This window comes from Dactylosporangium sp. NPDC051541, from assembly GCF_044454505.1.
Taxonomy (GTDB): domain Bacteria; phylum Actinomycetota; class Actinomycetes; order Mycobacteriales; family Micromonosporaceae; genus Dactylosporangium.
The window spans coordinates 88,732-114,719 of sequence record NZ_JBITDU010000004.1; the positions used below are offsets into that span (position 1 = coordinate 88,732).

At 71.5% G+C, this 25,988-nt stretch carries 20 protein-coding genes; 7 read left to right on the forward strand and 13 right to left on the reverse strand.

What is annotated here, in order from left to right; genetic code table 11:
• The first annotated feature begins 17 nt into the window (after nucleotides 1–17).
• The 3 genes from ACIA8L_RS20035 (at nucleotide 18) to ACIA8L_RS20045 (ending at nucleotide 2,200) form a co-directional block, all read left to right on the forward strand.
• A complete protein-coding gene (locus tag ACIA8L_RS20035; protein WP_395906523.1) occupies nucleotides 18–884 on the forward strand; it encodes an extradiol ring-cleavage dioxygenase in 867 nt (288 codons plus the stop codon).
• The gene (locus tag ACIA8L_RS20040; RefSeq protein WP_395906525.1) at nucleotides 877–1,239 is read left to right on the forward strand and encodes a hypothetical protein; all 363 of its coding nucleotides are present in this window, start codon (nucleotides 877–879) and stop codon (nucleotides 1,237–1,239) included. The genes ACIA8L_RS20035 and ACIA8L_RS20040 overlap by 8 nt, the downstream gene beginning before the upstream one ends.
• A 70-nt stretch (nucleotides 1,240–1,309) precedes the next feature.
• Complete coding sequence (locus ACIA8L_RS20045; RefSeq protein WP_395906527.1) at nucleotides 1,310–2,200, forward strand: zinc-binding alcohol dehydrogenase family protein; 891 nt, start codon at nucleotides 1,310–1,312, stop codon at nucleotides 2,198–2,200.
• Here the strand turns inward: ACIA8L_RS20045 and ACIA8L_RS20050 are convergent.
• Entirely contained in the window at nucleotides 2,197–4,983 is a 2,787-nt protein-coding gene (locus ACIA8L_RS20050) for an NACHT domain-containing protein (protein ID WP_395906529.1), read from the reverse strand. The two genes, ACIA8L_RS20045 and ACIA8L_RS20050, sit on opposite strands and share 4 nt — an antisense overlap.
• 98 nt (nucleotides 4,984–5,081) lie before the next feature.
• Here ACIA8L_RS20050 and ACIA8L_RS20055 point away from each other — a divergent pair, with 98 nt between their 5' ends.
• Nucleotides 5,082–6,128, forward strand: coding sequence for a hypothetical protein (locus ACIA8L_RS20055; RefSeq protein ID WP_395906531.1), 1,047 nt, complete (start codon nucleotides 5,082–5,084; stop codon nucleotides 6,126–6,128).
• A 6-nt stretch (nucleotides 6,129–6,134) separates the two neighbouring features.
• Here the strand turns inward: ACIA8L_RS20055 and ACIA8L_RS20060 are convergent, their stop codons facing one another.
• Nucleotides 6,135–6,719: an FhaA domain-containing protein gene (locus ACIA8L_RS20060; protein WP_395906533.1), complete on the reverse strand. Its 585-nt coding sequence runs from the start codon at nucleotides 6,717–6,719 to the stop codon at nucleotides 6,135–6,137.
• A gap of 46 nt (nucleotides 6,720–6,765) precedes the next feature.
• The gene (locus ACIA8L_RS20065; RefSeq protein WP_395906535.1) at nucleotides 6,766–7,626 is read right to left on the reverse strand and encodes a LysR family transcriptional regulator; all 861 of its coding nucleotides are present in this window, start codon (nucleotides 7,624–7,626) and stop codon (nucleotides 6,766–6,768) included.
• A gap of 69 nt (nucleotides 7,627–7,695) precedes the next feature.
• Here ACIA8L_RS20065 and ACIA8L_RS20070 point away from each other — a divergent pair, with 69 nt between their 5' ends.
• Nucleotides 7,696–8,574: an EamA family transporter gene (locus tag ACIA8L_RS20070; protein WP_395906537.1), complete on the forward strand. Its 879-nt coding sequence runs from the start codon at nucleotides 7,696–7,698 to the stop codon at nucleotides 8,572–8,574.
• Here ACIA8L_RS20070 and ACIA8L_RS20075 read toward each other — a convergent pair.
• Together ACIA8L_RS20075 and ACIA8L_RS20080 are read right to left on the reverse strand one after the other, a co-directional pair.
• Nucleotides 8,571–9,233, reverse strand: a complete 663-nt coding sequence (locus ACIA8L_RS20075) for a hypothetical protein (protein WP_395906539.1) — start codon at nucleotides 9,231–9,233, stop codon at nucleotides 8,571–8,573. The genes ACIA8L_RS20070 and ACIA8L_RS20075 overlap by 4 nt on opposite strands.
• A 39-nt stretch (nucleotides 9,234–9,272) precedes the next feature.
• Nucleotides 9,273–9,656 (reverse strand): winged helix-turn-helix transcriptional regulator, encoded by a 384-nt coding sequence (locus ACIA8L_RS20080; RefSeq protein WP_395906541.1) that lies wholly within the window; start codon nucleotides 9,654–9,656, stop codon nucleotides 9,273–9,275.
• A 73-nt stretch (nucleotides 9,657–9,729) separates the two neighbouring features.
• On the opposite strand from ACIA8L_RS20080, the gene ACIA8L_RS20085 reads away from it, so the two are divergent.
• A complete protein-coding gene (locus ACIA8L_RS20085; protein WP_395906543.1) occupies nucleotides 9,730–10,377 on the forward strand; it encodes an NAD(P)-dependent oxidoreductase in 648 nt (215 codons plus the stop codon).
• A 95-nt stretch (nucleotides 10,378–10,472) separates the two neighbouring features.
• On the opposite strand, the gene narI is transcribed toward ACIA8L_RS20085, so the two are convergent.
• The 5 genes from narI to ACIA8L_RS20110 all read right to left on the reverse strand — a co-directional run bounded on the left by narI (nucleotide 10,473) and on the right by ACIA8L_RS20110 (nucleotide 18,445).
• Nucleotides 10,473–11,192: a respiratory nitrate reductase subunit gamma gene (gene narI / locus ACIA8L_RS20090; RefSeq protein WP_395906545.1), complete on the reverse strand. Its 720-nt coding sequence runs from the start codon at nucleotides 11,190–11,192 to the stop codon at nucleotides 10,473–10,475.
• Nucleotides 11,189–11,761 carry a nitrate reductase molybdenum cofactor assembly chaperone gene (narJ, locus tag ACIA8L_RS20095; protein ID WP_395906547.1) on the reverse strand — a complete coding sequence of 191 codons (573 nt, stop codon included), beginning with the start codon at nucleotides 11,759–11,761 and terminating at the stop codon, nucleotides 11,189–11,191. Before narJ ends, narI begins: the two co-directional genes overlap by 4 nt.
• The gene (gene narH, locus ACIA8L_RS20100) at nucleotides 11,758–13,413 is read right to left on the reverse strand and encodes a nitrate reductase subunit beta (protein ID WP_395906549.1); all 1,656 of its coding nucleotides are present in this window, start codon (nucleotides 13,411–13,413) and stop codon (nucleotides 11,758–11,760) included. The genes narJ and narH overlap by 4 nt, the downstream gene beginning before the upstream one ends.
• Before the next feature lies 1 nt (nucleotide 13,414).
• Entirely contained in the window at nucleotides 13,415–17,047 is a 3,633-nt protein-coding gene (locus tag ACIA8L_RS20105; protein WP_395908035.1) for a nitrate reductase subunit alpha, read from the reverse strand.
• Between the two features lie 219 nt (nucleotides 17,048–17,266).
• Nucleotides 17,267–18,445 carry an MFS transporter gene (locus ACIA8L_RS20110; protein ID WP_395908038.1) on the reverse strand — a complete coding sequence of 393 codons (1,179 nt, stop codon included), beginning with the start codon at nucleotides 18,443–18,445 and terminating at the stop codon, nucleotides 17,267–17,269.
• 1,093 nt (nucleotides 18,446–19,538) lie between these two features.
• On the opposite strand from ACIA8L_RS20110, the gene ACIA8L_RS20115 reads away from it, so the two are divergent.
• Entirely contained in the window at nucleotides 19,539–20,222 is a 684-nt protein-coding gene (locus ACIA8L_RS20115; protein WP_395906551.1) for a DUF6518 family protein, read from the forward strand.
• A gap of 381 nt (nucleotides 20,223–20,603) precedes the next feature.
• Here the strand turns inward: ACIA8L_RS20115 and ACIA8L_RS20120 are convergent, their stop codons facing one another.
• Genes ACIA8L_RS20120 through ACIA8L_RS20130 form a run of 3 tightly spaced genes read right to left on the reverse strand, consistent with a single transcriptional unit; the run spans nucleotide 20,604 to nucleotide 25,718 of the window.
• The gene (locus ACIA8L_RS20120; protein WP_395906553.1) at nucleotides 20,604–23,315 is read right to left on the reverse strand and encodes a response regulator; all 2,712 of its coding nucleotides are present in this window, start codon (nucleotides 23,313–23,315) and stop codon (nucleotides 20,604–20,606) included.
• A gap of 13 nt (nucleotides 23,316–23,328) precedes the next feature.
• On the reverse strand, nucleotides 23,329–24,729 hold the full coding sequence (locus ACIA8L_RS20125; RefSeq protein WP_395906555.1) for a sensor histidine kinase: 1,401 nt from the start codon (nucleotides 24,727–24,729) through the stop codon (nucleotides 23,329–23,331).
• A 32-nt stretch (nucleotides 24,730–24,761) separates the two neighbouring features.
• On the reverse strand, nucleotides 24,762–25,718 hold the full coding sequence (locus tag ACIA8L_RS20130) for an Acg family FMN-binding oxidoreductase (RefSeq protein WP_395906557.1): 957 nt from the start codon (nucleotides 25,716–25,718) through the stop codon (nucleotides 24,762–24,764).
• Between the last annotated feature and the right edge of the window lie 270 nt (nucleotides 25,719–25,988).

Below are 25,988 nucleotides of genomic sequence, written 5' to 3' on the forward strand. Positions count from 1 at the left end.
TCGGGAAAGGAGCCGCCGTGGCCCGCATCGTCGCGGTGATCGCCTCGACGCACCATCCGTTCTACTACAAGGCCAGCACGGCCGTCGGCGAGGACCGCCCGCCGTTCGCCGACGAGTGGGTGGCCAAGATCCAGCGGTTTCGGGAGACCTTGACCAAGGCCCGCCCGGACGTGCTCGTCATGGTCGGCTCCGACCACTTCCACCAGCTGTGGCTGGACAACATGCCGCAGTTCCTCATCGGCAAGGCCCCGTTCTACGACGCGAACTGGTACAACGAGGAGCGCGAGTTCGGCCTGCCCCGCATGAAGCTGCGCGGCCAGGAGGACCTGTCGGCCTACATGCTGCGCGAGGGCCTCGACGCCGGCTTCGACCTGGCGTTCAGCAACGAGCTGCGGATCGACCACAGCATCACGTGCCCGATCATCACCCTGCGCCCCGAGGCCGATCTCCCGATCGTTCCCATCTACACCAACATCTTCGCCCCGCCCCTGCCGCAGCCGAAGCGCTTCGTCCAGCTGGGCGAGACGATCCGCGAGCTGGTCTCGTCCTGGCCGAGCGACCTGCGCGTGGCCGTCATCGGCACCGGCCACCTCTCGCTGGAGCTGGGCGGCCCCAGGCAGTTCGGCCCGCACGGCCCGGACCCCGAGTTCGACGCCCGGGCGGTGGAGTGGATCGCCAACGGCGACCTGGACGGCTGCCTGTCCGAGGTGACCCTCGACTCGCTGCACTCCCCCGGCAACGCCACCCACGGCTTCATGGACTTCATGCTGATGATGGGCGTCGCCGGCGCGGGCCGGAAGGCCGACTACGTCGACACCTACGACCTGTTCCACACGATGGAGGCATACTTCACCTGGTACCCGTCGGGGGATTCCCTTGTCTAAGTATCTGCTGAACAAGTTCCTGTTCACGGTGGACCGCGACCCGGAGCTGGTCGAGCGCTACCTCACCGACCCCGCGGGCACCGTCACCTGGTGGGAGTCCACGATGGCCAACTCCCTGCTCAACTCCCACACCGGCGAGGCCTCGACCTGGCTGGCGTTCGACGACACCGAGCGGGCCGCGCTCGCCGGGCACGACTACGTGAAGCTGTTCGAGCTCGGCGCCCACCCGTTCCTGACGCTGACGCTGTTCATCGCGATGTTCGAACGCGACAACCAGGAGCCGCTGGAGTTCCAGAAGCAGTACGCGCTGCGCCTCCAGCACTTCAACCTCCCGTACCCCGACATCGCGACCTGACCCCATGCGAGCCGCCGTCATCGTCGAATGTGGACAACCGCCAGTGGTGTCCCTCTTCACACCGTCCGCTGTGGACGGTCTGCGGGTCGCGGTGACCGCCGCCCCGATCACCCCGCTGGACGTCCTCTGCGCCACCGGCACGTCCTACTTCGGCGCTCCCGCGGTCCCCTACGTCCCCGGCGTCCAGGGCGTGGGCACGCTGGAAGACGGCACGCCGGTGTGGTTCGCGACCGACGCCGGCATGCGCCCCGGCGACGGCAGCATGGCGGAGTACGCGACAGTACCCCCGGACGACGTCGTGGCTCTCCCACCCGATGCCGATCCGGCGCTGGTGGCCGCACTGGGCCTGTCCGCGGTAGCCGCGTGGCAGTCCCTCACCTCGTGCGGCGACCTGCACCACGGCGAGCAGGTGCTCGTCCTCGGCGGCGGCGGGATCGTCGGGCAGGCGGCGATCCAGATCGCCCGCCTGCTCGGCGCCCGCCGCGTCGTAGCCGCCTGCCGCTCCCCCCAGGCCCAGCTCCAGGCCACCACCCTGGGCGCCGACGCCGTGGTCCCCTTGTACGACACCGACACGGTCCCGGCTTTGGCGTCCCGCCTGCGCGCCGCGTTGGACGGCCCACTGGACCTGATCCTGGACCCGTTGTTCGGCATCCCGGCCGCCGCGGCCTTGCAGGTGCTGCAACCAGGCGGCCGCCTGGTCAACCTGGGCGGCTCAGCTTCACCAACCGCCCCGTTCGACTCAGCCACCCTGCGCAGCGGCTCACTGAAGATCCTGGGCTACACGAACAACTCCCTGACGAAGCCCGAACGAGCCGAAACGATCCGCACGATAGCCACCCACGCCGCCGCCGGCCGCCTGACCGTCACCTACGAGCCCGTCCCACTCGCCGAAGCCTCATCCGCCTGGTCCGCCCAATCAACCGGCTCCGCCACGTCCCGCCTGGTCCTCCTCCCCCGTTAGCCGGTGGCGATTCGCGCCGCCACGGCGAACGCGAGATCCTGGAGCTCCGCAGGTATGCTGGCCGGCGCCTCAAGCAGGGCCAGTTCCTCTGGTGACACCTCCCCGGACAGGTAAAACGACGCCAGATCGCGGGCGATTCGAGGACTCCGTTGATCGATGGTGTGTTCAGACACGACTCCCCGCATGAGTGTCCGACCGACAGCGAGCTGCATGGCCAGGCCTTCCTCGAGCGCGGCCATCGCCACCTTGTCGGCCACATAGCCGGCGTGCCAGCGCCACGCTGCCGCCGGCTCCGCACCGTCCTCGACCCAGAGGTGGTCGAAGACTGACGGGCTCGTCAGCACCGCATCCCAGAGATGCACGAGCCCGCGCCACCACTTACGCAGGTCAACGCCCGCCGGACAGAGACGCTGGAGGGGCACCGGATCGTCGGCCAATGCGACACGTAGCGAAATAACATTGGCAGAGTAGGTGGCGAGGCGTTGCTGAGGCGGGATTCCCGATGGGTCGTAGCCAGAGTGCCGGCCCGCGGACCACCGGTCTTTGGCCGTGCGGGCAATGTGCTCCAGGACTCCGGCGATGCGCTCGTCACCACGGGCCTGCTCGGCGAAGAAGTCGATGATCCGGGATCCATATCCGGCCAGAACAGTGTGTGAGAGCAGTGCGAACAGCAGATCGTCGTCCCAGACCTGCGACGTGGAACGCACCGAGCGGGCGGCAGCACCATCGCGCAGCAGCTCGACGACGTGGAAGGCGACAAGGTAGTCGGCGAAGGTGGCGTGCAGAAACTCGTAACTTCTGCCGCCGGCGCCCGCATCGGCCTCGGCCGCCAGAACGAAGAAGAAGCGGCCGATGATACGGCGGGCCGGATCCAACGCCCGGGCCGCGTCCCGCGGACGGACCTGGGTCGTGGCGACCGGACCTGGCAGCGCTCGCAGATCCGCCTCCAGGTCGTGCTCCGCCAAATGCTGCCGGCCACGGTTGACCATGCCGAATGCTACGAGCCCGAGCTTCCACAACTCAGCGGCCCGCCGATCACCATCGGCCATCCCCGTCGTCTGGTTATCGGGCCGGACCAGCTCGCGGCGGACGAAGTCGTCAAGCAGCATGCCGTACAGAGCAGCGGACGTGCCGTCGACCGGCAGCTCCCGTTCGGCGGCGACGATCGTCAGCAACAACAGGAGCAGGGGCTGGCGGGCCAGTTCGCCATACCCCCGCAGGGTCTCCGCGTATACCGCACGTACCTCACCGTGAGCGGTATCCAACGCGTTCGCCTCGTTCAAGCGCTCGGCCCAGCGGTCGGTCCACGTGTCGATCTGCTCGTCGGTGAACTCCTCGAGCCGCACAACCAGGCAACCCTCCGGTATCGCGGCCAGATCGGCTACGAGCGTCCGAGACGTGACGATGACGGCAACCGGTCCGCTGGCGGCCGTCTCCCGCTCCTGGAAGTCCATGACGTTGCGCAGGTACTTCGACTCGGTGGCACCGGTGGCCTGCATCAGCTCGTCCAGGCCGTCGATCAGCACGACCCGTACACAGTTCGCGCTCGCCTCGCAGAGTTCCCGCCACTCCACCCGGCCATGGGTGGCTTCGCGCAGGACGTCCTCGATCTGCCGGTACACGCTTGCCGTCGGCTCCGGAACGTCCCGCAGCGGGACGCGTACGGGGATGAAGGCGTCGTTCGCGGATAGCCGGGCCGCGCACACCTTTGTGAACAGGCTCTTCCCGCTGCCAGGGTGACCGAGCACGACAAGGGGCCGTTCGGCGCCCGCCGGCGACGCAACGTGCGCCGCGACCAGCCCGGCCAGGTCCGTTCCCAACGGCTGCTGTTGCCACCAGTGCTCCTGCGACGGCAGTGAGGAATGGCCCATCACGGCCCAGCGATAGTGCTGCGGGATGTACCCTCGCTCGACGGTCGGCACCCGCACTGCCGTGCTCCCAGTGGTGATCTCCTCCAGATCGACTATCGGGCTGCTCAAGACTGTCCGATTGATCGCCCGGATCGCTGTCAGCGGCGCCTTCGATGCGCCCACGAGCGTGCTGGTCAACGCCTCAATGCGAGCCAGCGAATCCTGCTCCGCGGTGTGCTCACCGAACTCGGCCCAGATGCGGAACTCCGGCACGTCGGCGGCCAGCGCGAGGTAATCGGCCCGATACCGTTCGGCGGCTCGTTCGACAACGGCGTCAACCAGCTGCCCTGCGTCGACGCCGCCCGACGCCGTGTTCCACCGGTCGATGCTCCCGAAGAACGCTATGCAGTTTGTGGCAAGAGACAGGTGGTAACCGCGGATCGTCGAGGCAAGGTTCCGCTCGAAGCCGCGGCCCGCCCAAGGCAGACCGACCGGAACCCGCAACAGCCAGTCGACCGCACTCCGGAACTGTTCCGGCTGAACCACACCTGTGGCGAGGCCGGCTATCTCCTCCTCTGTCAGCCGCAGCTCATCATAAATCGGCCCCAAAACCTCCCGCATCGACCGGAAGAACGAGGAAACCACCAGCGCCGCATGCGTGGCCGCGAGCACCTCGTGGCGCTGCCGGCCGGCGGATCTGCGCAGCTTCGCCCGGCCCTTCGCCACCAGCGCGTCAAGGTGCGTGATGAGCTCGTTCTTCTGGTCGATCCAGCCCCACGCCGCGAGCAGCCAAGGCTGCCCGGTGGTCAGGCCGAGGGGGCCGGCGGCGAGGATGCCGACGCCGAGGAGCTTGTCGAGGACCTTGAGCGTCGGGGACCGCTTGCCGAGCAGGATTTCCCGGGCGTTGCCCAGCGAGTCCGCGGAGCGCGTCATGCCGTCCAACCCTACCAATGGAAGGCCCGGACTTTGTGGCCTGAACGGACGACCCCGACGGCTGCGCGACGCGGGCGGTCCGTCCGTCAGATGTGCACGTGAAGACGGAAGCGGATGCGCGGCCCGAGCAGAGCGCGGACGGGCGGGTGTTGCGGGAGCAGTGGGCGCAGGACCTCAAGGTGCGCATCGACCAGACTCGGCACAACCTGGAGGTTGCCGTCGCGGAGCGGGTGCCGCACGCCGGGGACGCGGCGCGGGTTCAGGCCGTCCGCGACTTTCTCGCCAAGGCCGATGCCGCGATCGCCAAGCGGCGCCGGTGGGGGCGCTCGCCGCTGGATCACTGGCGGGGGTTGTCGGTGGTCGCAGCGTTCGAGAACGTGCACGCCGCGGAGTTCTTCCTGGTCGATCTGCTCCCGCCGGCGCAGATCTGCACGCTGACGCCGTCCGTGGTGGCGCGGGCGCGGGCGACGCTCGACGCGGACGACCCGCAGCGCAAGGACGCCGAGCAGCTCGATCAGGAGCGGCAGCGGTCGCGCTATGTCGATCCGGTGCGGTTCAAGCAGGCGCTGCGGGCCGGGTTCCAGGCCGAGGATCAAATTCAGATGCGGATCCGGTCGCTGCGCAACCTGGTCGTGAAGTGCGCGATCCTGCTGTTCCTGCTGATGGCCGCGATGACGACGCTTGTCGCGTTCCGGCCCAGGGCGATGCCGTTGTGCTTCACGCCCAAGGAGACGGTGAAGGTCTGCCCGAGCGGGGCGGGCGACGCGGGTCGGCGGGAGTCGGCCGAGGACGTGCTGATCGTGGCTGGGCTGGGGCTGCTCGGCGGGGCGGCCGCGGCGGCCTTCTCGATCCGGCGGGTGCAGGCGATCCCGACGCCGTACGATATCCCGATCGCGCTCGCGTTCTTCAAACTGCCGCTCGGGGCGTTCACGGCGGTGACGGGGCTGATGCTGCTGGGCGGGGAGTTCGTCCCGGGGTTGTCGCAGCTCGACACCCAGCGGCAGATCCTGGCCTACGCGCTCGGGTTCGGCTACGCGCAGCAGCTCATGTCGCGCCTGCTCGACGAGCACGCCGGCAAGATCGTGAGCCGCCTGCCGCACACCGGGCCGCGCACCGCCGCGCTTTCGCCGGCGACCGATGCGTGACGACGCTCAGCGGGCCGCTTCGACGGTCAAGGTCACGCCGCCGAGGGTGATGACGTCGCCGCGGTTGACGAGGGTCGGCTCGGTGACCGGGCGGCCGTTGAGCAGGGTGCCGTTGGTCGAGCCGAGGTCCATCAAAGCTAAATTCTTCCCGTCGTACCGCAACGACGCGTGCCGCCGCGAGACGCCCTCGTCCCGCACCCGCAGGTCCGCCTGCCGCCCGCGCCCGATGATGGTCTCGCCGGACTGCATGGTGTAGCGCCGCCCGTCGTCGATGAGCAGACCGACGCCCGGGCCGGCCTCGTCCTCGCGGCGGGTGCGGCCCTTGCGCACGTCGGCCAGGACCCGGAAGCCGCCCGGCGGGATCGTGTCGTCGGGCTGCAGGTTGACGACGACCTCGTCGACGATGCCCCAGCGCTGTTCGGCGAGGAACTCGGCCTGCGCCCGTGCGAGGGGGCCCGCGAACGGCACGAGGCCTTCGAGGTCGCCGGGTGCGACGAGCACGAGGTAGTTGTTGGGGGCCAGGGTCTGCTCGCCGACCTCCGCCTCGCGGTGCATCGCCTCCAGGATCGCCGTCCGCTCCGGCAGACTCATGCGCGGAAGGATACCCGAGCCTTCGATCGGCCCCGATGCCCAGGCGTCACCGATCGCCGCGGTACGCCGCCCGGGTCAGCTCCACCAGGTCGTCGAGGTGGGCGGGCGGGTCGTCGCGCCACCACGCCAGCCGGACCTCGATCGGGGGTGCGTCGCTCATGCGGCGATATGCGACACCGGGGCGCGGGTTCTGGTGGGCGGTCGCTTCCGAGGTGACGCCCACGGCCTGGTTCGCCGCGATCAGGGTGAGCCACTCGTCGGTACCGTGCGTCGCCCGCACCGCCGCCGGTTCCGCGCCCGGTGGCCACAGTCCGAGGCTGGTCGTGCCGGTGCGTTCGTCCATGGCCACGGTGTACCGCGCCAGCTCGGCCAGCCGCACGGTGCGCCGCCGGGCCAGGGTGTGGTCGGTGGACACGGCGGCCAGGCGGTGCTCGAGGCCGACGTCGGCGGTCGCGAAGCGGGGGTCCTCAAGCGGCCGGCGGACCACGGCGATGTCGGCGGTACCGTCGGTCAGCCCGGCCGCGAGCGAGTTGTGCTGGACGAAAACGAGCGGTACCCCCGGATGCGACTGCGCCCAGTTCCGCTGGATGCGGCGGGTGTGCCGGCCCATCGCCGCCCAGGCGTAGCCGACCCGCAGCTCGGTACGGCTGCGCTCGACGGATCGCCGCAGGTGGGCAACCTCGTCGAGGACGGCGCGGGCCCGGGCCAGCACCTGGGTGCCGGTCGCGGTCAGCCGCACGTGCCGGGTGGTCCGGTGCAGCAGCCGCGCGCCGAGCACCACCTCGAGCCCGGCCACGGCCCGCGACACCGCGGCCTGGGACATGCCCAGCGTCGCCGCCGCGTCCGTGAACGTCCCGGCCTCGACCACGGCGACGAACGCGCGCAGCTGCCGCAGCTCCAGATCCATGCGTACAGCGTATGAATCCCGCGCCCCACGCATTTCCGCGACCCGCGGGACCGGCCCAGAATCGAGGTTGTGAGCAGGCTGAATCTCGGCACCGGCGGCGCCGTCGCGACCATGGTCGCGAGCGCGTCCGTCAACCAGGTGGGTGCGGCCCTGGGCGCCCGCGCGTTCCCGGCGATCGGGCCGGCCGGCGTCGTCGCGGTCCGCCAGCTGGTGGCCGCGGCCGTGCTGCTGCCGGTGGCGCGGCCGAACCTGCGCCGGATGACGTGGGCACAGTGGTGGCCGGCGCTGCTGCTGGGCCTGGTCTTCGCGGTGATGAACATCAGCCTGTACACCGCGGTCGACCGGGTCGGCCTGGGGCTCGCGGTCACGCTGGAGTTCCTGGGGCCGCTCGCGGTGGCGCTGTGCGGCTCCCGGACCCCGATCGACCTGGTGTGCGCGGTGGTCGCCGGGGCCGGCGTCTACGTGCTGGTGCTGCCCGGCTCCAGCACCGACGTGGTGGGCCTGAGCCTGGGTCTGCTGGCCGGGGCCTGCTGGGCGGCCTACATCATGCTCAACCGCCTGGTCGGGGCCCGCCTGCCCGGCCTGCAGGGACCGGCGGTGGGCACGACGGTGGCGGCGCTGCTGTACCTGCCGGTGGCGATCGTCGTGCTGGCCCAGGGCCGGTTCACGCCGGCCGGCCTGGCCTACGCGCTCGGCGCGGGCGTGCTGTGCTCGGTCGTCCCCTACGCGGCCGATGTCGTGGCCCTGCGCCGGGTCCCGCCGCGCTTCTTCGGCCTGGTCCAGAGCGTCCACCCGGTGCTGGCCGCCCTGGCCGGTGCGGTCATCCTGGGCCAGGTCCCGGCCGCGCACGTCTGGGCCGGCATCGTCATCGTGGTGTGCACGAACGCGGCCGCGGTCGCCGTAGCCGGCACGCGGGCGGCCCGGCAGCTGGTCCCGCAGACCTCCTAGGCCTCGTCGGCCTCGCTGGCCGCACCACGGCGGCGGAGCATGCCGAAGCCGGGAATCCCGACGATGGCCTGCCGCAGGTCGCGGGTGACGTTGAGCAGTTCGTGGATGTCGGGCCCGACCTTGTCGAGGGTGGCCAGGATCGGCATCACGTCGGTGTTGAGGTGGTGGGCGAGCCGCGGCAGCTCGTCGACCATCCGGATCGCGGCCGTGACCTCGTCGGCCGACAGGTTGTCGACGAACCGGCGCAGCGAAGGCTCGTAGGCGGTGAGGAGCCCCTCGGCGGTCCCGGCCGTCGCGGCCGCCCGCGCGGCCACCGCCTCCGCCCCGGCCGCGATCTCGACCGACCGCGCGACCAGCACGTCGGCCCCCGCCGCGATCTCGGCCGACCGCGCGACCAGGGCGTCGGCCGCCGCCGCGATCTCCGCGGACCGCACGACGAGCGCGTCGGCCGCCGCCGCCGTCCGCCGCACCTCGATCATGGTCTCGTCCACCGTGTCCACGGCCGCGGTCGCCCGGGCCAGCAGCACCTCGGCCCCGTCGACGAGCCGCACCACCCGCCCCGGCAGCGCGACGACGGCGGCGACGGTGCCGACGGCCGTCCCGGCGGCGGACATGGCCAGGTCGACGACGTTGGACAGGCGAGGCAGTGGCAGGGGCATATGTCCAGTGTGCCCAATCGGAGCCACCCTGATGCGGCTTCACTCCGCCCGGTCGTACGCCTCCTGCGCCGCCGACACGGCCCCGAGGTGCTCGATCGACCACTGTTGCAGCGCCCGGAGCGGCCCCAGCAGGGTGCGACCGGCGTCGGTGAGCGCGTATTCCACCCGCACCGGCACCTCGGCGTGGACCGTCCGGCGGACGAGCCCGTCGCGCTCCAGCCCGCGCAGCGTCTGGGTCAGCATCTTCTGCGAGACGCCCTCGACGCGCCGCCGGAGCTCGGAGAAGCGGGCGTCGCCGTCGCCGAGGACACCGACGACGAGCACGGTCCACCGGTCGCCGATCCGGTCGAGGATGCGCCGGGTCGGGCAGTCGGCGTGATACGGGTCACCGCCGAACAGCGACTCGACCTGCGTGGTTACCACAAAGTGCCTTCTTCCCGCCGGAGACCTGGTCTCTTACGGTAACCGGAGCGACCGCATCTCAGGAAGGCATACCATGTCCCGTATCACCGTCATCGGCGGCACCGGATACGCCGGTTCGGCCATCGTCGCGGAGGCCGCGGCTCGCGGTCACGAGGTCACGGCGTTCAGCCGTTCCCGGCCGGCCGAGCCGGTGCCGGGCGTGACCTACGTCCAGGGCGACGCCGCCGACGCGCAAGCCGTGTCCGCGGCCGTCGCCGGGGCCGACGCCGTGGTCGGCGCCCTGGCCCCGCGTGGCCTCCTGGCCGGCCCGTTCCGGGCGGTCTACCTGGAGATCGCCCGGCTGGCGGCGGCCGCGCAGGCTCCGCTGTACATCGTCGGCGGCTTCTCGTCCTTGCGCCCGGCCCCCGGCGCGCCGCGCTTCGTGGAGGACCTCAGCCACGCCCCGGCCGAGTTCCACGACGAGATCCGCGCGGCCGCCGCCCTCGTCACCGAGGACCTCCCGGCCACCGCGGACACCGTCGACTGGGTGTTCGTGAGCCCGGCCGCGAAGTTCGGCTCCTACGTCCCCGGCGAGCGCCTGGGCCGCTACCGCCTCGGCTCCGACGTCGCCGTCCAGCCCGACGACGGCGGCGCCATCTCCGGCGCCGACTACGCGCAGGGCCTCGTCGACCTCATCGAACGCGCCGACCACCACCGCGCCCACGTCAACCTGGGCTACTGACACCCACCGCGATCGGCGCCGCGCCCACGTCAACCGGGGATGCTGACGGCCTTCACGGGATCGCCGTGGCTGTGCTCGTACGGCAGCGTGGGCCGTCACTGCACCCGCTCCCAGCCGCGGCGGGCCGGGCGGGCGCCGAGCTGGCGGTCGCGGCTGCGATACACGATGTACGGGCGGGTCAGGTAGCCCAGTGGGGCCGAGAACACGTGGACCAGGCGGCTGAACGGCCAGAACGCGAACAGCGTGAACGCGGCCAGGGCGTGCAGTTTGAAGCCGATCGGGGCCTGCGCCATCAGATCCGGCTTCGGCTGCAGGTAGAAGATGGAGCGGAACCACGGTGAGACGGACTGGCGGTAGTCGTGCGGGTCGCCGGTGAGGTTGCCAAGGACGGTGGTGCCGAGGCCGAGCACGATGGTGCCGACGAGCAGCACATACATGATCTTGTCGTTGGTCGTCGTGGCCGAGAAGACCGGGCCGACGGTGCGGCGGCGGTAGACGAGGATCGCGGCGCCGGCGAGGGTGAGGACGCCGGCAACGGTGCCGAGGCCGACGGCCACGGCGTGGTAGGCGGTCTCGCTCATCCCGGCCGCCTCCGTCCACGACTCGGGGATGAGCAGGCCGCCGACGTGGCCGAGGGCGACCAGCAGGATGCCGAAGTGGAACATGGGGCTGCCGAGCCGGAGCAGGCGCCGCTCATACAGCTGTGACGAGCGCGTGGTCCAGCCGAACTTGTCATAGCGGTACCGCCAGACATGCCCGACGACGAAGAGGGTGAGGGCCACGTAGGGCACGACGATCCACAGCAGCACGTTCATCGCGAAGCCCCCAGATACGGAGTCAGGCCGACTTGTTCGGCGGGCGGGCCCTGGGCCGCGAGGCGGGCGACGGCCACCCGCTGGTCGCCCGGGAGCGGGGACAGGGTCGCCGAGACGGAGTCCAGCACCGCCGCCCACGGCGAGCCGGCGTCGTGCAGGGCCACCCGCAGCAGCTCCAGGCCGGCCCGGTGCTCCTCGAGCAGGGCCAGGCCGGTCCCGGGGTCGGCGGCGGCATACTCCAGCAGCACGGCGAGGTGGTCCGGCAGCTCCTCCTCGGTGAGGTGGAGCCCGGCCGCGGCGTACGTCTGCTTGAGCCGCAGCAGCGCCATGCCGCGGTTGCGGGTGTCGCCGTGCGTGTAGTACGTGAGGAACAGGCAGCAGCGGCGGCGGTGGTCGAACGTGGCCACGTAGTCCGCGGCCAGCGCCGGCAGGGGCGTGCGCTCCAGGTGGTCGAGGAACCGGTCCAGGTGCGGGTCGGCGACGCGGCGCAGCAGCGGGAGTCGCTGGAGCAGTACCGGATCGGGGTAGCCCAGCAGCAGCGACTGGGCCTGCCGGACGGCCGGGTTCACGATTCGCTCCGATCCGGGAAGAGTCCCTCGGGCCGGCCCTTGCCGTCCCAGTTGAGCAGGTTGACCCGGCGGGCCTTGTCGGCCGGGTCGACGACCGTGTCGCTGGTCTGCCGGTCGCGGAGCATCACGAAGTTCTCCACCGCGATCGGGGCCGGGCCGCCGGACGACTCGCCGAACGGGCCGGAGCCGCCCATGCCCGGGCCGCCCTCGTAGTCCAGGGAGCACTCGGTGGCCAGCTCCTCCAGCGCGTGCGCCTGCTCGGCGTGGGCGGGCGGGATGACGTACCGCTCGTCGTACTTCGCGAGGGCCAGCAGCCGGTACATGCCGTACACCTGCTCGCCCGTCATCCCGACGGCGCTGGCGATCGACTCGTCGGCGTCCCGGCCGAGGTTGATGTCGCGCATGTAGGAGCGCATCGCGGCCAGGCGGCGCAGGGCCGCGTCGACCGGGGCCGGGTCGCCCGCCGTGAACAGCTGGGCCAGGTAGTCGACCGGGATGCGCAGCGCCTCGATGGCCGCGAACAGGTTGCCGCGGTCCTCGGCGTCGTGGCCGGTGTCGCGCACGACGTCGACGACCGGCGACAGCGGCGGGATGTACCAGACCATCGGCATGGTGCGGTACTCCGGGTGCAGCGGCAGGGCGACCTTGTACGTGTTGATGAGCGCGTACACCGGTGAGCGCCGGGCCGCCTCGACCCAGTCCCGCGGGATCCCGGCCCGCTCGGCGGCGGCCGCGACCGCGGGGTCGTTCGGGTCCAGGAACACCTTGCGCTGGGCCTCGTACAAGTCGTGCTCGTCCACTGTGGATGCGGCCGCGAGGACGGCGTCGGCGTCATAGAGCATCAGCCCGATGTACCGCAGCCGCCCCACACACGTCTCCGAGCACACGGTGGGGATGCCGACCTCGATCCGCGGGAAGCAGAACGTGCACTTCTCGGCCTTGCCGGTACGGTGGTTGAAGTACACCTTCTTGTATGGGCACCCGGACACGCACATCCGCCAGCCGCGGCAGCGGTCCTGGTCGACCAGGACGATGCCGTCCTCCTCCCGCTTGTAGATCGCCCCCGACGGGCACGACGCGGCGCAGGACGGGTTGAGGCAGTGCTCGCAGATGCGGGGCAGGTAGAACATGAACGTCTGCTCGAACTCGAACTTCACCTTGTCGGCGATACCCTTGAGCAGCACGTCCTTGTCGCCGTGGTCAGGCGAGCCGCCGAGGTCGTCGTCCCAGTTGGCCGACCACGAGATCTTCATGTCCTTACCGGACAGCAGCGACTTGGGCCGGGCGACCGGCGTGTGCTCCTGCAGCGGCGCGTTCGTGAGCGTCTCGTAGTCGTAGGTCCACGGCTCGTAGTAGTCGTCGATCGCGGGCAGCTTCGGGTTGGAGAAGATGGTGAGCAGCTTCTTGAACCGGCCGCCGCCCTTGAGTGCGAGCCGGCCGCGCCGGTTGAGGGTCCAGCCGCCCTTCCACGTCTCCTGGTCCTCGTAGCGGCGCGGATAGCCCTGCCCGGGCCGGGTCTCGACGTTGTTGAACCACACGTACTCGACGCCGCTGCGGTTGGTCCACGCCTGCTTGCACGTGACCGAGCAGGTATGACAGCCGATGCATTTGTCGAGGTTCATCACCATCGCCATCTGCGCCATGACGCGCATGTCAGTACTCCACATCCTGCGAGCGGCGGCGGATCACGGTGACCTCGTCGCGCTGGTTGCCGGTCGGGCCCAGGTAGTTGAACGCGAACGACAGCTGGGCGTAGCCGCCGATCAGGTGCGACGGCTTGATGAGCAGCCGGGTCAGGGAGTTGTGGATGCCGCCGCGCCGGCCGTTGGTCTCGGTCCGGGGCACGTCGATGAGCCGGTCCTGGGCGTGGTGCATGTAGACGGTCCCCTCCGGCATGCGGTGCGACACGATGGCCCGGGCGACGACGACACCGTTGCGGTTGACGGCCTCGATCCAGTCGTTGTCGTGCACCCCGATCTTCGCGGCGTCCTCTTTGGACATCCAGATCGTCTGGCCGCCGCGCGACAGCGAGAGCATGAACAGGTTGTCCTGATACTCCGAGTGGATCGACCACTTGTTGTGCGGGGTGAGGTACCGCACCGTGATGCCCAGTTCGCCCTGGTTCCCGACGGCCGGTTCGCCGAAGAGCGCCTGCATGTTCAGCGGCGGCCGGTAGGTCGGCAGCCACTCGCCGAGCTCGGCCATCCAGTCGTGGTCCAGGTAGAAGTGCTGCCGGCCGGTCAGCGTGTGCCAGGGCTTGAGGCGTTCGACGTTGATGACGAACGGGGAGTACCGCCGGCCGCCGGCCTCCGAGCCCGACCACTCCGGCGACGTGATGACGGGCGTGGGCCGCGACTGGGTGTCGGCGAACGTGATCTGCTTGCCCTCGTGCTCGGCGGCCAGGTCGGCCAGCCGCTGTCCGGTCTGGCGTTCGAGCTGTTTGAAGCCCTGCGTTGCCAGATGCCCATTGGTGGTACCGCTCAGAGCCAGGATGGCCTCACAAGCCTGCACGTCCCGGGCGATCGAGGGACGCCCGTTGGGCGCGACGCCGTTCTTGTGCCGCAGGTACTCCAGCTCGCGCTCGACCCGGAACGTGACCCCCTTCGTGGTCGCACCGAGCGTGTCGAGCAGCGGGCCGAGCGAGGCCATCTTCTCGGCGATCGCACCGTAGTCCCGCTCGACCGGGATGAGCTTCGGCATCGTGCGGCCCGGGATCGGCTCGCACTCGCCGGCCTTCCAGTCGACGACCCGGCCGTGCGGGTAGGCGAGTTCGTCCGGGGTGTCGTGCAACAGCGGGGCCGTGACGAGGTCCGTGCGCTTGCCGAGCCGCCCGGCCGCGAGGCTGCTGAACGCCTTCGCGATGGACATGAACGCGTCCCAGTCGGTGCGGGTCTGCCACGGCGGCGCGATGGCCGGGTTGAACGAGTGCACGAACGGGTGCATGTCGGTCGTGTTCAGGTCGTGCTTCTCATACCAGGTCGCGGCCGGCAGGACGACGTCGGAGTACACCGTCGTCGAGGTCATCCGGAAGTCCAGCGACAGCAGCAGGTCCAGCTTCCCGGTCGGCGCCTCGTCCCGCCACACGAGGTCGCGGGGCCGGGCCTCGGGCGGCGCCTCCGTGGCCCGCACGGCGTGGTCGGTCCCGAGCAGGTGCCGCAGAAAATACTCGTTGCCCTTCGCCGACGAGCCGAGCAGGTTGGCCCGCCAGACGGTCAGCACCCGCGGGAAGTTCTCCGGCGCGTCCGGGTCCTCGCACGCGAAGCGCAGCCGCCCGGACTTGAGCTCGTCGACGACGTGCTCGGCGACCGGCTTCCCGGCCGCGGCGGCCTCGTCGGCCAGATGCAGCGGGTTGCGGTCGAACTGCGGGAACGACGGCATCCAACCCATCCGGGCCGACGCGGCGATCAGGTCGGCAGTGCTTTTACCAGCAAAGACGCTTCCATTGGTACTGCCGGTGAGCGTGGCCGCCGAGAACGGGTCGTAGCGATACTGGTTCGTGTGGAGGTACCAATAAGCCGTCTGGATCATCTGACGGCCGGGCCGGGACCAGTCGGACGCCGTCCCCAGCACGCTGTAGCCGGTGATCGGGCGCACCTTCTCCTGGCCGACGTAGTGCGCCCAGCCGCCGCCGTTGACGCCCTGGCACCCGGTGAGCGTGGTCAGGGTCAGGAACGAGCGGTAGATCGTGTCGGAGTGGAACCAGTGGTTGGTCCCGGCCCCCATGATGATCATCGAGCGGCCCTTGGTTTCCTCGGCGTTGGCCGCGAACTCCCGGGCGATGCGGGCCGCGGCCGCCGCGGGCACGCCGGTGATGGTCTCCTGCCAGGCCGGGGTGTAGGGCGAGCCGGCGTCGTCGTAGCCGCTCGGCCACTGCCCGGGCAGCCCGTCCCGCCCTACTCCGTACTGGGCCAGCAGCAGGTCGAACACCGTCGTCACGAGGTGCTCACCGATCCGCCGGCAGGGCACGCCGCGGCGCACGGGCGCGGCCGCACCGCTCGGTGTGTCGAAGCGGGGCAGCTCGATCTCGACGGCCTCGCCGCCGGCACAGGACAGTCGCGGGCTCACATCGCCGAGGTCGAGGTTCCACTTGCCGGCCCCGGCCTCGCCGTAGCGGAAGCCGAGCGAGCCGTTGGGGACCACGGGTGTGCCGTCGTCGTCGAGGAGCACCGTCTTGAACGCGGCGTGCTCCGTCTCGGCGAGGGCGCCGGGCAGGTCGGCCGCGGTGAGCATCTTGCCGGGCCTGTAGGTGCCGTCACCCGCGTCGTCCAGGACGACCAGGAACGGCAGGTCGGTGTAGCGGCGGACGTAGTCGGTGAAGTACGGGACCGGCCGGTCGACGAAGAACTCCTTGAGCACCACGTGGCCCATGGCCATCGCCAGGGCGCCGTCGGTGCCGGGCTGGGCCGGCAGCCACTCGTCGGCGAACTTGACGTTGTCGGCGTAGTCGGGCGCGACGGCGATGACCTTCTGGCCGCGGTAGCGGGCCTCGGCCATCCAGTGCGCGTCCGGGGTCCTCGTCACCGGCAGGTTCGAGCCCCACATGATCAGGTAGCCGGCGTCCCACCAGTCGCCGGACTCGGGCACGTCGGTCTGGTCGCCGAACATCTGCGGTGACGCGACGGGCAGGTCCGCGTACCAGTCGTAGAACGACAGCATCGAGCCGCCGATGAGGTTGTAGAACCGGGCCCCGGCGGCGTGCGACACCATGGACATCGCCGGGATCGGCGAGAACCCGGCGAGCCGGTCCGGGCCGAACGCCTCGATGGTGTGCACGTGCGCGGCCGCGACCAGTTCGACGGCCTCGTCCCAGCTGGCCCGGACCAGGCCGCCCTTGCCGCGCACGGACTTGTAGCGGCGGGCCTTCTCCGGGTCCGACACGATGTCGGCCCAGGCCGCGACCGGGTCGCCGCCGTGCTGCCGCTTGGCCTCCCGGAACAGTTCCAGCAGCACGCCGCGGACGTAGGGGTAGCGCACGCGGGTCGGCGAGTAGGTGTACCAGGAGAAGGCGGCGCCGCGGGGACAGCCGCGCGGCTCGTACTCCGGGCGGTCCGGGCCCACGCTCGGGTAGTCGGTCTGCTGGGACTCCCAGGTGATGATGCCGTCCTTGACGTACACCTTCCAGGAGCACGACCCGGTGCAGTTCACGCCGTGCGTCGAGCGGACCACCTTGTCGTGCGACCAGCGGTCCCGGTAGAACACGTCGGCCTGGCGCCCGCCGATCTGGTGCAGCGTGCGCAGGTCCGCGGACACCTCACCCTTCGTGAAGTACCGGCGCGTGGACACCAGCGCGTCGGTGAGCCCGTCATCCAGCCCGACGTCCTTGTTTCCGGCGTTCTTGTTTCCGGCGTTCTTGTTTCCGGCGTTTTTGTTGCGGCCAGCCACGGTCACGACTCCTTCTCACACATTGCTGCCGACCCGGCCCGACCCTGCTCGACGGCCTCCCAGCCGGGCGGCCCGAGGTTCCCCGGCGCGGCCGGCACGTCCCCGATGAGGTTGCCGCAGTACTCACACACTGGCGGCCGTCCGCCCCGGGCGCGCGGCCGACGCGGCGGCGACGGCGGTCACGGTGAGCGCGAGCGCTCCGAGCGCGACGACGGCCAGCGCGGCCAGACCGATCGCGTAGGAGCCGTACTGCTCGTAGACGACCCCCATGACCAGCGGCGGCACGAACCCGCCGAGCCCGCCGGCGGCGCCGACGACCCCGGTGACGGAGCCGACCATGTTCTGCGGCGCCCGCTGCGCCACGAGGGCGAAGGTGGCCCCGCTGCCGGTCCCGAGGGCGGCGGCCATGGAGAGGAACGCGATGGTACCGAGTGGTGCGAGGCCCGGTGTGAAGGCCTGCACGACCGCGCCGGCGGCGACGACGGCCAGCGCGACGGCGAGGACCCGGGACGCGGCGAAGCGGTCCGACAGCCAGCCGCCGACGGGCCGCATCACGACCGCGAGGATGACGAACCCGGCCATCCGGTTGGCCGCGTCGGCCTGGGCCAGTCCGTAGGCGGTCTTCAGGTACGCCGGCAGGTAGACCGAGAACGCGACGTACCCGCCGAACGCCACCGCGTACAGCACCGAGGCCTGCCAGGTGATACGAAGCTTGACGGCGGCGGCGAGGCGCTGGCGGAGCGGCTGGGCCGGGACGGCCCGCCCGGGCGCGTCCCGCAGGATCAGCCATGCGAGCACGGCGTAGACGGCCAAAACAATCGCGGTGACGACGAACGGCGTCGCGGTGGAGCCGGCGTTGACGAGCTTGACGGTCGTGAGGGCGCTGATGGCCGTCCCGCCCATGCCGGCGCCGAAGATCCCGGTAGCCAGCCCTCGCCGCTCCGGCGGAAACCAGTTGTTGACGAACGGCACCCCGACCGCGAACGTCGTCCCGCCGATGCCGAGGAAGAACCCGCCGACGAGCAGCCCGGCCAGCGAGGTGTGCCCCGACAGCCCAAGGAAGAGCACCGGGACGATCGTGATCAGCGAGACGAGCGGAAACATGACCCGCCCGCCGTACCGGTCCGTGAGCGCCCCGACCGGAATCCGCCCGAGCGACCCGACAACCACGGGCACGGCGACCAGCAGCGCCTGCTGAAACGAGCTGAGGTGCAGCGCATCTTTGAACTTGGGCGCCAGCGGACTGAGCAACGCCCAGGCCCAAAAATTGACCGCGAACCCAACAGTGGCCAACGCGAGCATGGCAACCCGCAACCGCCCGCGAACCAGTCCCGTCTCCGTTGCGCTCATCGTGCTCTCCACTCACAGTGGTTCGGGCAAGATCCGTGCACCCGTCCCACTTTTCCCAGTCCCGCCCCTCCCGAACAGGGACATTGGTCCCGTCCACCCCGGGACCTCCAGCACCCTCGCCCACACCCCCGATCGCCACTCCTCCCCCAACACCCGCCACACCAGCCTTCACGTCGTTGCCAAGCCCATTTCGCCAACACGCCCCGCAAAGCGAACCCGAAGCGCGGCCCACATCAACAAGGCACACGAGCGATCGCAGACGCACGGACGCGGGCCGGCGCGTCGGACGTGCGGGCGCAGGCGGCGCAAGCGAGACCGGCACGGACGCGAGCGGCACGGATGCGAGCGGCGCGGATGCGGGCGGCGCGGATGCCGTCAGGCGCGTCGGACGTGCGGGCGCAGGCGGCGCAAGCGAGACCGGCACGGACGCGAGCGGCACGGATGCCGTCAGGCGCGTCGGACGTGCGGGCGCAGGCGGCGCAAGCGAGACCGGCACGGACGCGAGCGGCACGGATGCGAGCGGCACGGACGCGAGCGGCACGGACGCGAGCGGCACGGATGCGAGCGGCACGGATGCCGTCAGGCGCGTCGGACGTGCGGGCGCAGGCGGCGCAAGCGAGACCGGCACGGACGCGAGCGGCACGGATGCGGGCGGCGCGGATGCGGTCAGGCGCGTCGGACGTGCGGGCGCAGGCGGCGCAAGCGAAACCGGCGCGGACGCAGGCGGACACTGGACCAGCCTGCGGGTGCGGGCGGGGCGGAACACGCTCACAAGCCGAACGCACACGCAAAGCCGAACACGCACGGGCGGGGCGAAACGCGCATACGCAAGCCGAACACGCACGCAGGCCGAACGACCACACAAGCCGAACACGCACGCAAAGCGGAACACGCACACGCAAGCCGAACACGCACGCAAGCCGAACGCATGGGCGGGGCGGAACGCGCACGCAAAGCCGAACGCGTGGGCGGGGCGGAACGGGCGGGCGGGGCGGTTTCTGGGGAAGGGGCGGCGCGGATTGACTGGCGGTTGGATCATTGGGGCATGGTGGAGTCCCACGGCGGGGCGTCTTCGGCTCGGCAGCGGATCGGTATCGGGTGGCCGTTGGCTGCGGGCGTTGCGCTCGGTATCGCCTCCTTCTGTGCGGATCTCGTGGACGGCACGCTGCGTACGGTGCTGCAGTTCGTGGCCAGCACCGGGTTCGCGTGGGGGTGTGCGGCGTTCGTGGCGGCGTTTCCGGCCCGCACCCGGCGCGGGGCGGCGGCCGCGGCGGTCATCGTGCTGTGTACCGCCACCGGCTGCTACTACTGGCTCAACCTGCCCGGCGGGTTTCGGCCGGGTGGTGAGTTCGGGCCGCTGTTCAGGGCGTTCGCATACTGGATGCTCCTTTCCATCGCCGGTGGTGCACTCCTCGGACCGCTCGCTCACGCCGTGCGCACGGACAAGGCGCGCCGGGCCGCCATCGCCGCCGGTGTCGCGTGCGGCCTCCTCTCCGGTGCGGGCATCGCCATCGTGACGTCACTGCTGGCCGCCGGGAACTACGGCCGCACGGGCCTGACCGAGGGCATGCTCCAAGCCGCGGCCGGCATCGCCGTCGCCACCTGGTCGTTCGCCCGCCGCCGCGAGGCCCGCGGGTGGACCGTCTACGCCATCGTCGCCGTAACCGCCTGCACCGTGGGCGCCCTGGCCTGGAGCGCCGTCGAGTCCGTCCCCGTCATGGGCTTCTGAGCCGCCCGCCCTGCACCGCGGCTCGGCCCGTGAACGCGATGCGGGTCGTCTTGGCCAGCCGGCGACACCCGCCACGGCGGCCAGCGCGACCGCGCCGGCTAGCCTGTGCGGCACCCCTCTTCGCCGTCCGAGGTCCAGCGAAGATGGCGGCGGCGGCCAGTGGGCGTCAGGGCGTCGTCGGGCACCAGCGGAGGAGCCTTCGGGCATTGCGTGAGTCGCCGGAGCCCGAGCGGTGACGCACCCCGAGCCGGGCGACGTAGAAGCGTTGCGGTGCAAGCGATTCGCTGATCCATGACCCAGACCATAGACCCCGGGTACGACAGAAAATGGCGGCAACAGCGTCGCGGCAAAGAGTCGTGGCAAAGCATTCCGGCGAGCGGCTCAGTCGCGGCCGAGTTGCTCGCGGACCGTCGTCACCGCGGCCACCACCCGGTCCAGCTCGTGCCGCAGCTGGTCCAGCGTGGCGGCCGCATCATCCGGGAGACCGGCCCGCGCCTGCGTTTCGAACTCGCTGCTGAGCTTGGCCAGGACGGCGGCACCGACATTGCCGGCCGCGCCGGTCAAGGTGTGCGCAGCCCCGACCGCGGCCGCCGAATCGCCGTCGCCGACCGCGTCCGCGAGCCGGACCATGGTGTCCGGGGCCTTGGTACAGAACGAAATTAGCACCCGCCGCACGAGCTCCAGCTCCTGCGGCGACGGGTCGTCGTCGGTGAGCTCCCGAATCCGGGCCCGGATGTCGCCTTCCAAAGACGGCTCCGAAGCGGAAGAAACAGAGGAAGGAGCAGCGGGCGAAGCGGCCGAAGCAACAGAGGACGAAGCCGGCTGCGGGTGCGACGCCGTGTAGGTGCCAAGAGCTGTGGCCAAGTCGGTGGGGCGCATGGGCTTGGTCAGGTAGTCGTCCATGCCGGCGGCCTCGCAGGCGGCGCGGTCCTCGATCAGGGCGCTCGCCGTCAACGCGATGATGTGGGGCTGGCGGTCGGGTGGGAGTTCGGCGCGGATGCGGCGGGTGGCGTCGAGGCCGTCCAGGACGGGCATCTGGACGTCCATGAGGACGACGTCGTACGTGACCCGGCGGACCGCTGCCAAGGCCTCCGCCCCGTTGGCGGCCACGTCGGCCCGGTGACCGAGCTTGGCCAGCATCATCGTGGCCACCGTCTGGTTCACCTGGTTGTCCTCGGCGACCAGGATGCGCAGCGCACGCACAGGCTGTACCACCGAAGCATCTTCGGTTGTGGCTGACTCCCGCGGGCCGTCCAGCACGCGCGCCAGGGCGGACTGCAGGGCGGCGGCGCGGGCGGGCTTGGTGAGGATGGCGGCGAAGCACTGCAGGCGGTCGCGTTCGGCGTGGGCGTTGACGCTGCTGAGCAGGATGAGTGGCATGCCGGTCAGCGGGCGGAGGCGGGCGGCCAGGTCGGCGCCGTCGGTGTCGGGCATGTGCATGTCGAGGAGGGCGACGTCGAACGGTTCGGCGGCGGCCAGCGTGAGGGCCTCGTCCGCGGACTCGGCGGCGGTGCACTCCATGCCCCAGCCGGTGAGCTGGGCGCGCAGGACCCGGCGGTTCGCGGCGTTGTCGTCGACGATGAGGGCGCGCCGGCCGGTCAGGTCGCTGAGCGCGACGCTGTGCGGCGGTGGCGTGGGCGAGACCCGCAGCCGGGCGGTGACGGTGAACGTGGAGCCTTCGCCCGGCCGGCTGGTGACGGTCAAATCACCGCCCATGGCGCGGGCCAGCCGGCGGCTGATCGCAAGACCTAGACCTGTTCCGCCGTACGTCCTGGTCGTCGACGCGTCCACTTGGCTGAACGACCGGAACAGCCGGTCCATCCGGTCGGGCGGGATCCCGATGCCGCTGTCGGTCACGGCCAGGGTGATCCGGATGCCGGCGCCCTCGAGGGCACCGGAGCCGGCGACGATGACCTCGCCGCTGGACGTGAACTTGACCGCGTTCGACAGCAGGTTGACCAGGATCTGGCGCAGCCGCGTGACGTCACCGCACAGCGGCGGGCTGTCGGCGACGTCGGCGACGAGCTCGAGGCCCTTGTCCGCGGCCGGCATCGCCACGAGCGCGAGGGCGCTGTCGACGCACTCGCGCAGGTCGAACACGGCGTCCTCGAGCTCCAGCTGGCCCGCCTCGATCTTGGAGAAGTCGAGGATGTCGTTGATGATCGCGAGGAGGGCCTCGCCGCTGTCGCGCACGGTGGCGGCCAGGTCGCGCTGCTCGGCGCTCAGGTCGGTGTCCAGCAGCAGGCCGGTCATGCCGATGACGGCGTTCATCGGGGTGCGGATCTCGTGGCTCATCGTGGCCAGGAACGCGGACTTGGCCTGGGTCGCGGCCATCGCCTCGTCGCGGGCGTGCAGCACGACCCGGGTCGCCTCGTCGACGGCGTCGGCCATCTCGGCCAGCTCGGCCGGGCCCCGGCGGGCCGCCGGACCACCCGCGACGGGCGCGACGAGCTCGCCGGTGGCGACCCGGCGGGCGGCCGCGGTGACGGCGGCGATCGGCCGGCACACGGCCCGGGTCGCCCACCAAGCCCCGAACGCGGTGATCAGCGCGGTGCCGAGCGCGACGCCGAGGATGGACCACCGGGTCGCGGCCGCGGACGCCTCCGTCTCGCGCTGGTCGGCCGCGAGTTTGCGCTCCTGGTCGGCCCGCATCGCCTCCAGCGTGCCTTCGATGGAGGTCATGTCCCGGGCCCCGCGGTCGCTGTCCACCACCCCCTGGGCGGCCTCGAACCCCTGGGTCCGGCGCAGCTCGATCGTCTCCGCGAGCTCGGCCAGCTTGTCGTGCACGGGCGCGGTCAGCGCGTCGGCGCCGCTGAGGGACTGCAGCCGCCGCAGCGTGGCCGGGATCGTCGTGACCGCGCGGTTGTAGGGAGCGAGGTACTCCTCGTTGCCGGTGATGACGTACCCGCGCTGCCCGCGCTCGGCGTCCTGGAGCTCGTCGCTCAGCACGTCGAGGTCGTCGACGATCGCGTGCCGGGCCTCGACCCCGGCCCGAGCGTCGAGGAGCTCGCCGATGCGGACGTACGCCGAGCCGCCCACGAGCAGCAGACCGCCGATGGCCAGCAGGTATCCGGCGGCGAGCAGGCGCGCCACCGTCCATCCGCCGCTACGAGACCTCATCCCGTCCGGGAGATCGGCCGCCGGGGCCGGGATCTGAGGACTCCAGCGGCAGCCGCAGCCGCAGCAGCGCCCCGCCGGTCGGGGACTCCTCCACGGTCAGGGTGCCGCCGTGCGCGATCACGATGTCCCGGGCGATGGCCAGACCCAGGCCCGTGCCGCCGCCGGAGCGCGACCGGTCGTCGTCGAGCCGCACGAACCGGTCGAAGATCCGGTCCCGCTGCGCGACGGGTACGCCGGGGCCGTCGTCGGCGACCGTCACCTCGCCGCAGCCGGCGTTCAGGGCGGTCGTCAGCACCACCGCACCCGCCGCGTAGCGGGCCGCGTTGTCCACCAGGTTGCGCAGAACCCGCTGCAGGTGGTGCGGGTCGCCGCTGACCCGGACCGGCGACGCCCAGGTCGTGACCCGCAGCCCCGGCCGCTCCAGGGCCAGCCGCTCCCGCTCCAGGTACACCAGGTCGTCGAGGTCGACGTCGGAGCGGCGCAGCTGCAGGCCGTTCTCGTCGACGCGGGCGAGCAGCAGCAGGTCGGCGATGAGCCGGGCCATCCGTTCGCTCTCCCGCCGCATGCGGGTGACGTGCGGCCCGTCGCCGACCAGGTCCAAGCCGGCCACGACCGTCGACAGGGGGCTGCGCAGCTCGTGTGAGGCGTCGGCCACGAACCGGCGCTGGGCCTCGGTGGCCGCCTCGATGCGGTCGAGCATCGTGTTCATGGTCACGGCGAGCGCGGCGATCTCGTCGGCGGTCGGCGGTACGGGCAGCCGGGTGTGCAGGTTGCGCCCGGTGATCGTCTCGGCCTGGCGGCGCATCGCGTCCACCGGGCGCAGGGACCGCCCCACGAACAGGAAGGTGGCCACGCCCACGATCACCGTGAGCAGCGGCAGCCCGACGGCGAGGGCGCCGACCGCGGCCTCGGTACCCTCGTCGATCTCGTCGATCGACTGGCCCACGAGCACGATCCGCGGCCCGGCCGCGGTGGCCACGCCCAGCGCCGTGATCCGGAACGTGACGTCCTTCGACACCGGCAGTTCCCGCTGCTCCAGCCGCCGCTGCCCCGGATCCGGCCGCAGCGGCGAGATGGGCTGGGCACCGGTGATGAGGGCGGAGGCCCGCAGCACGTGCCCGCCGGCGTCGAGGACCTGCACGACGGTCCGGTCACGCAGCGAGGGTCGCATCATCGCGGCGAGCGCGGCGTCGTCGTCGAGGGCGCCCGCCACCTGCGCGGCCCGGTCGCCGGTGTCCTGGTCGACGTTGCGGGTGAGGATGACCCGGGCCGCGACGACGAACGCGATCCCGGTGAACACGGACGCGACGGCGACGACGGCCGACGCGGCGAGCGCGGAGCGCATCCGCACCCCGAGCCGCTGCCGCATCCGCCCCGCCAGTGTCACCCCACGAAGCTACCCGGCGACGGCGACGAGGTTCAGCCGGCGGTGAGTGTGGCCGACGGGGAGCGGCGGGGGGTGGCCGGTGGCCGGGTTTCCTGCACCGGTACCCCGATCCGCATCGCGACCGCCGGGTTGCCGACGCCACCCAGGAGGCGCCGCAGCGCGAGGCGTACGCCGGGGACCTCGACGACCTCGCTGATCGGCGAGGCGGCCAGTCCCCGGGCGGTGAGTGTCAGCCACACCTCGGAGAGCGCCTCCCCCGCCGCCAGCCAGTCCCGGGGCTCGTCGCCGTCGGTGACGAAGAGCGCGTAGACGGTGCCGCGGTCGGTTCCGGTGCCGGCGGCCAGCCCGGCCTTGAGCGCGAAGTCCCGCGGCGCGACGGTCCGCCGCGTGGTCGCGACGACACTCTGGCCCGTGACACCGTCGCCGTGTGCCCGGTTTGTCCAGGTGCGCAGGTCGGTCCGGAACCGCGCGTCGTCGCGCTCGATCTCACCGGCGTGGGCGACGGCGGCCGCGAACGCGGTCACCTGCTCGTCCCGGATGATCTGCAGGTGTACCCCGTGCCGCCCGGCCACCTCCCGCAGCTCCTCCAGCACCGCCTCGCCGGGCCGCTCGTCGCCGAAGGGCCGCCGGTCGGTGTGCCGCCGCTCGATCGCCTCGGCCAGGGCATCGGCGGCGACGCACTCGCCGCGGCCGAACCGGGCGACCAGGTCGGGGTGCGCCGGGTCGGGCCGGCGCCCGACGGCGGCCGAGTAGCCCGCCGCCCGCAGGGTGACGACCGCGTGGTTCAGCGCCGCACCGCAGCTGAGCAGCAGCAGCCGCCCGTCCGGGTCGAGCCCGGTGAGCTGCCGGGACCGGTCCGCCCACAGCTCGGCCTGGTCGCCGTTGAGCCGCCAGCGCCAGGGCTGGCTGTTGAGGATCGAGGGCGCCCGGAGCGCCGCGATCGACGCCTCGGCCACCAGGTCGAGCTCGGCACGCAGGTCGTGGTTCATGACGGTCTCCTTCGGCGGGTTGAGCTGTGCTGCTCTCAACCATCGCGGCCGCCCGAGAACCGCGGCAGGGCCATAGGTCACGAAACCCCCGGGACCCGCACGAGGGCAACCAGCCGTAGCCACATCCGGGAATGGCCACATCGCACAATGCGTCGACCGTCAACGTGAGCGGGCTGTGACCCAGGCATGGTCGCGGCACGGGGCGAAAGCGGCACGGTGGCGGTGGGCGTGAGAGCGTGGGCGTGAGGGCGACCGGGAGCGTGGGCGTGA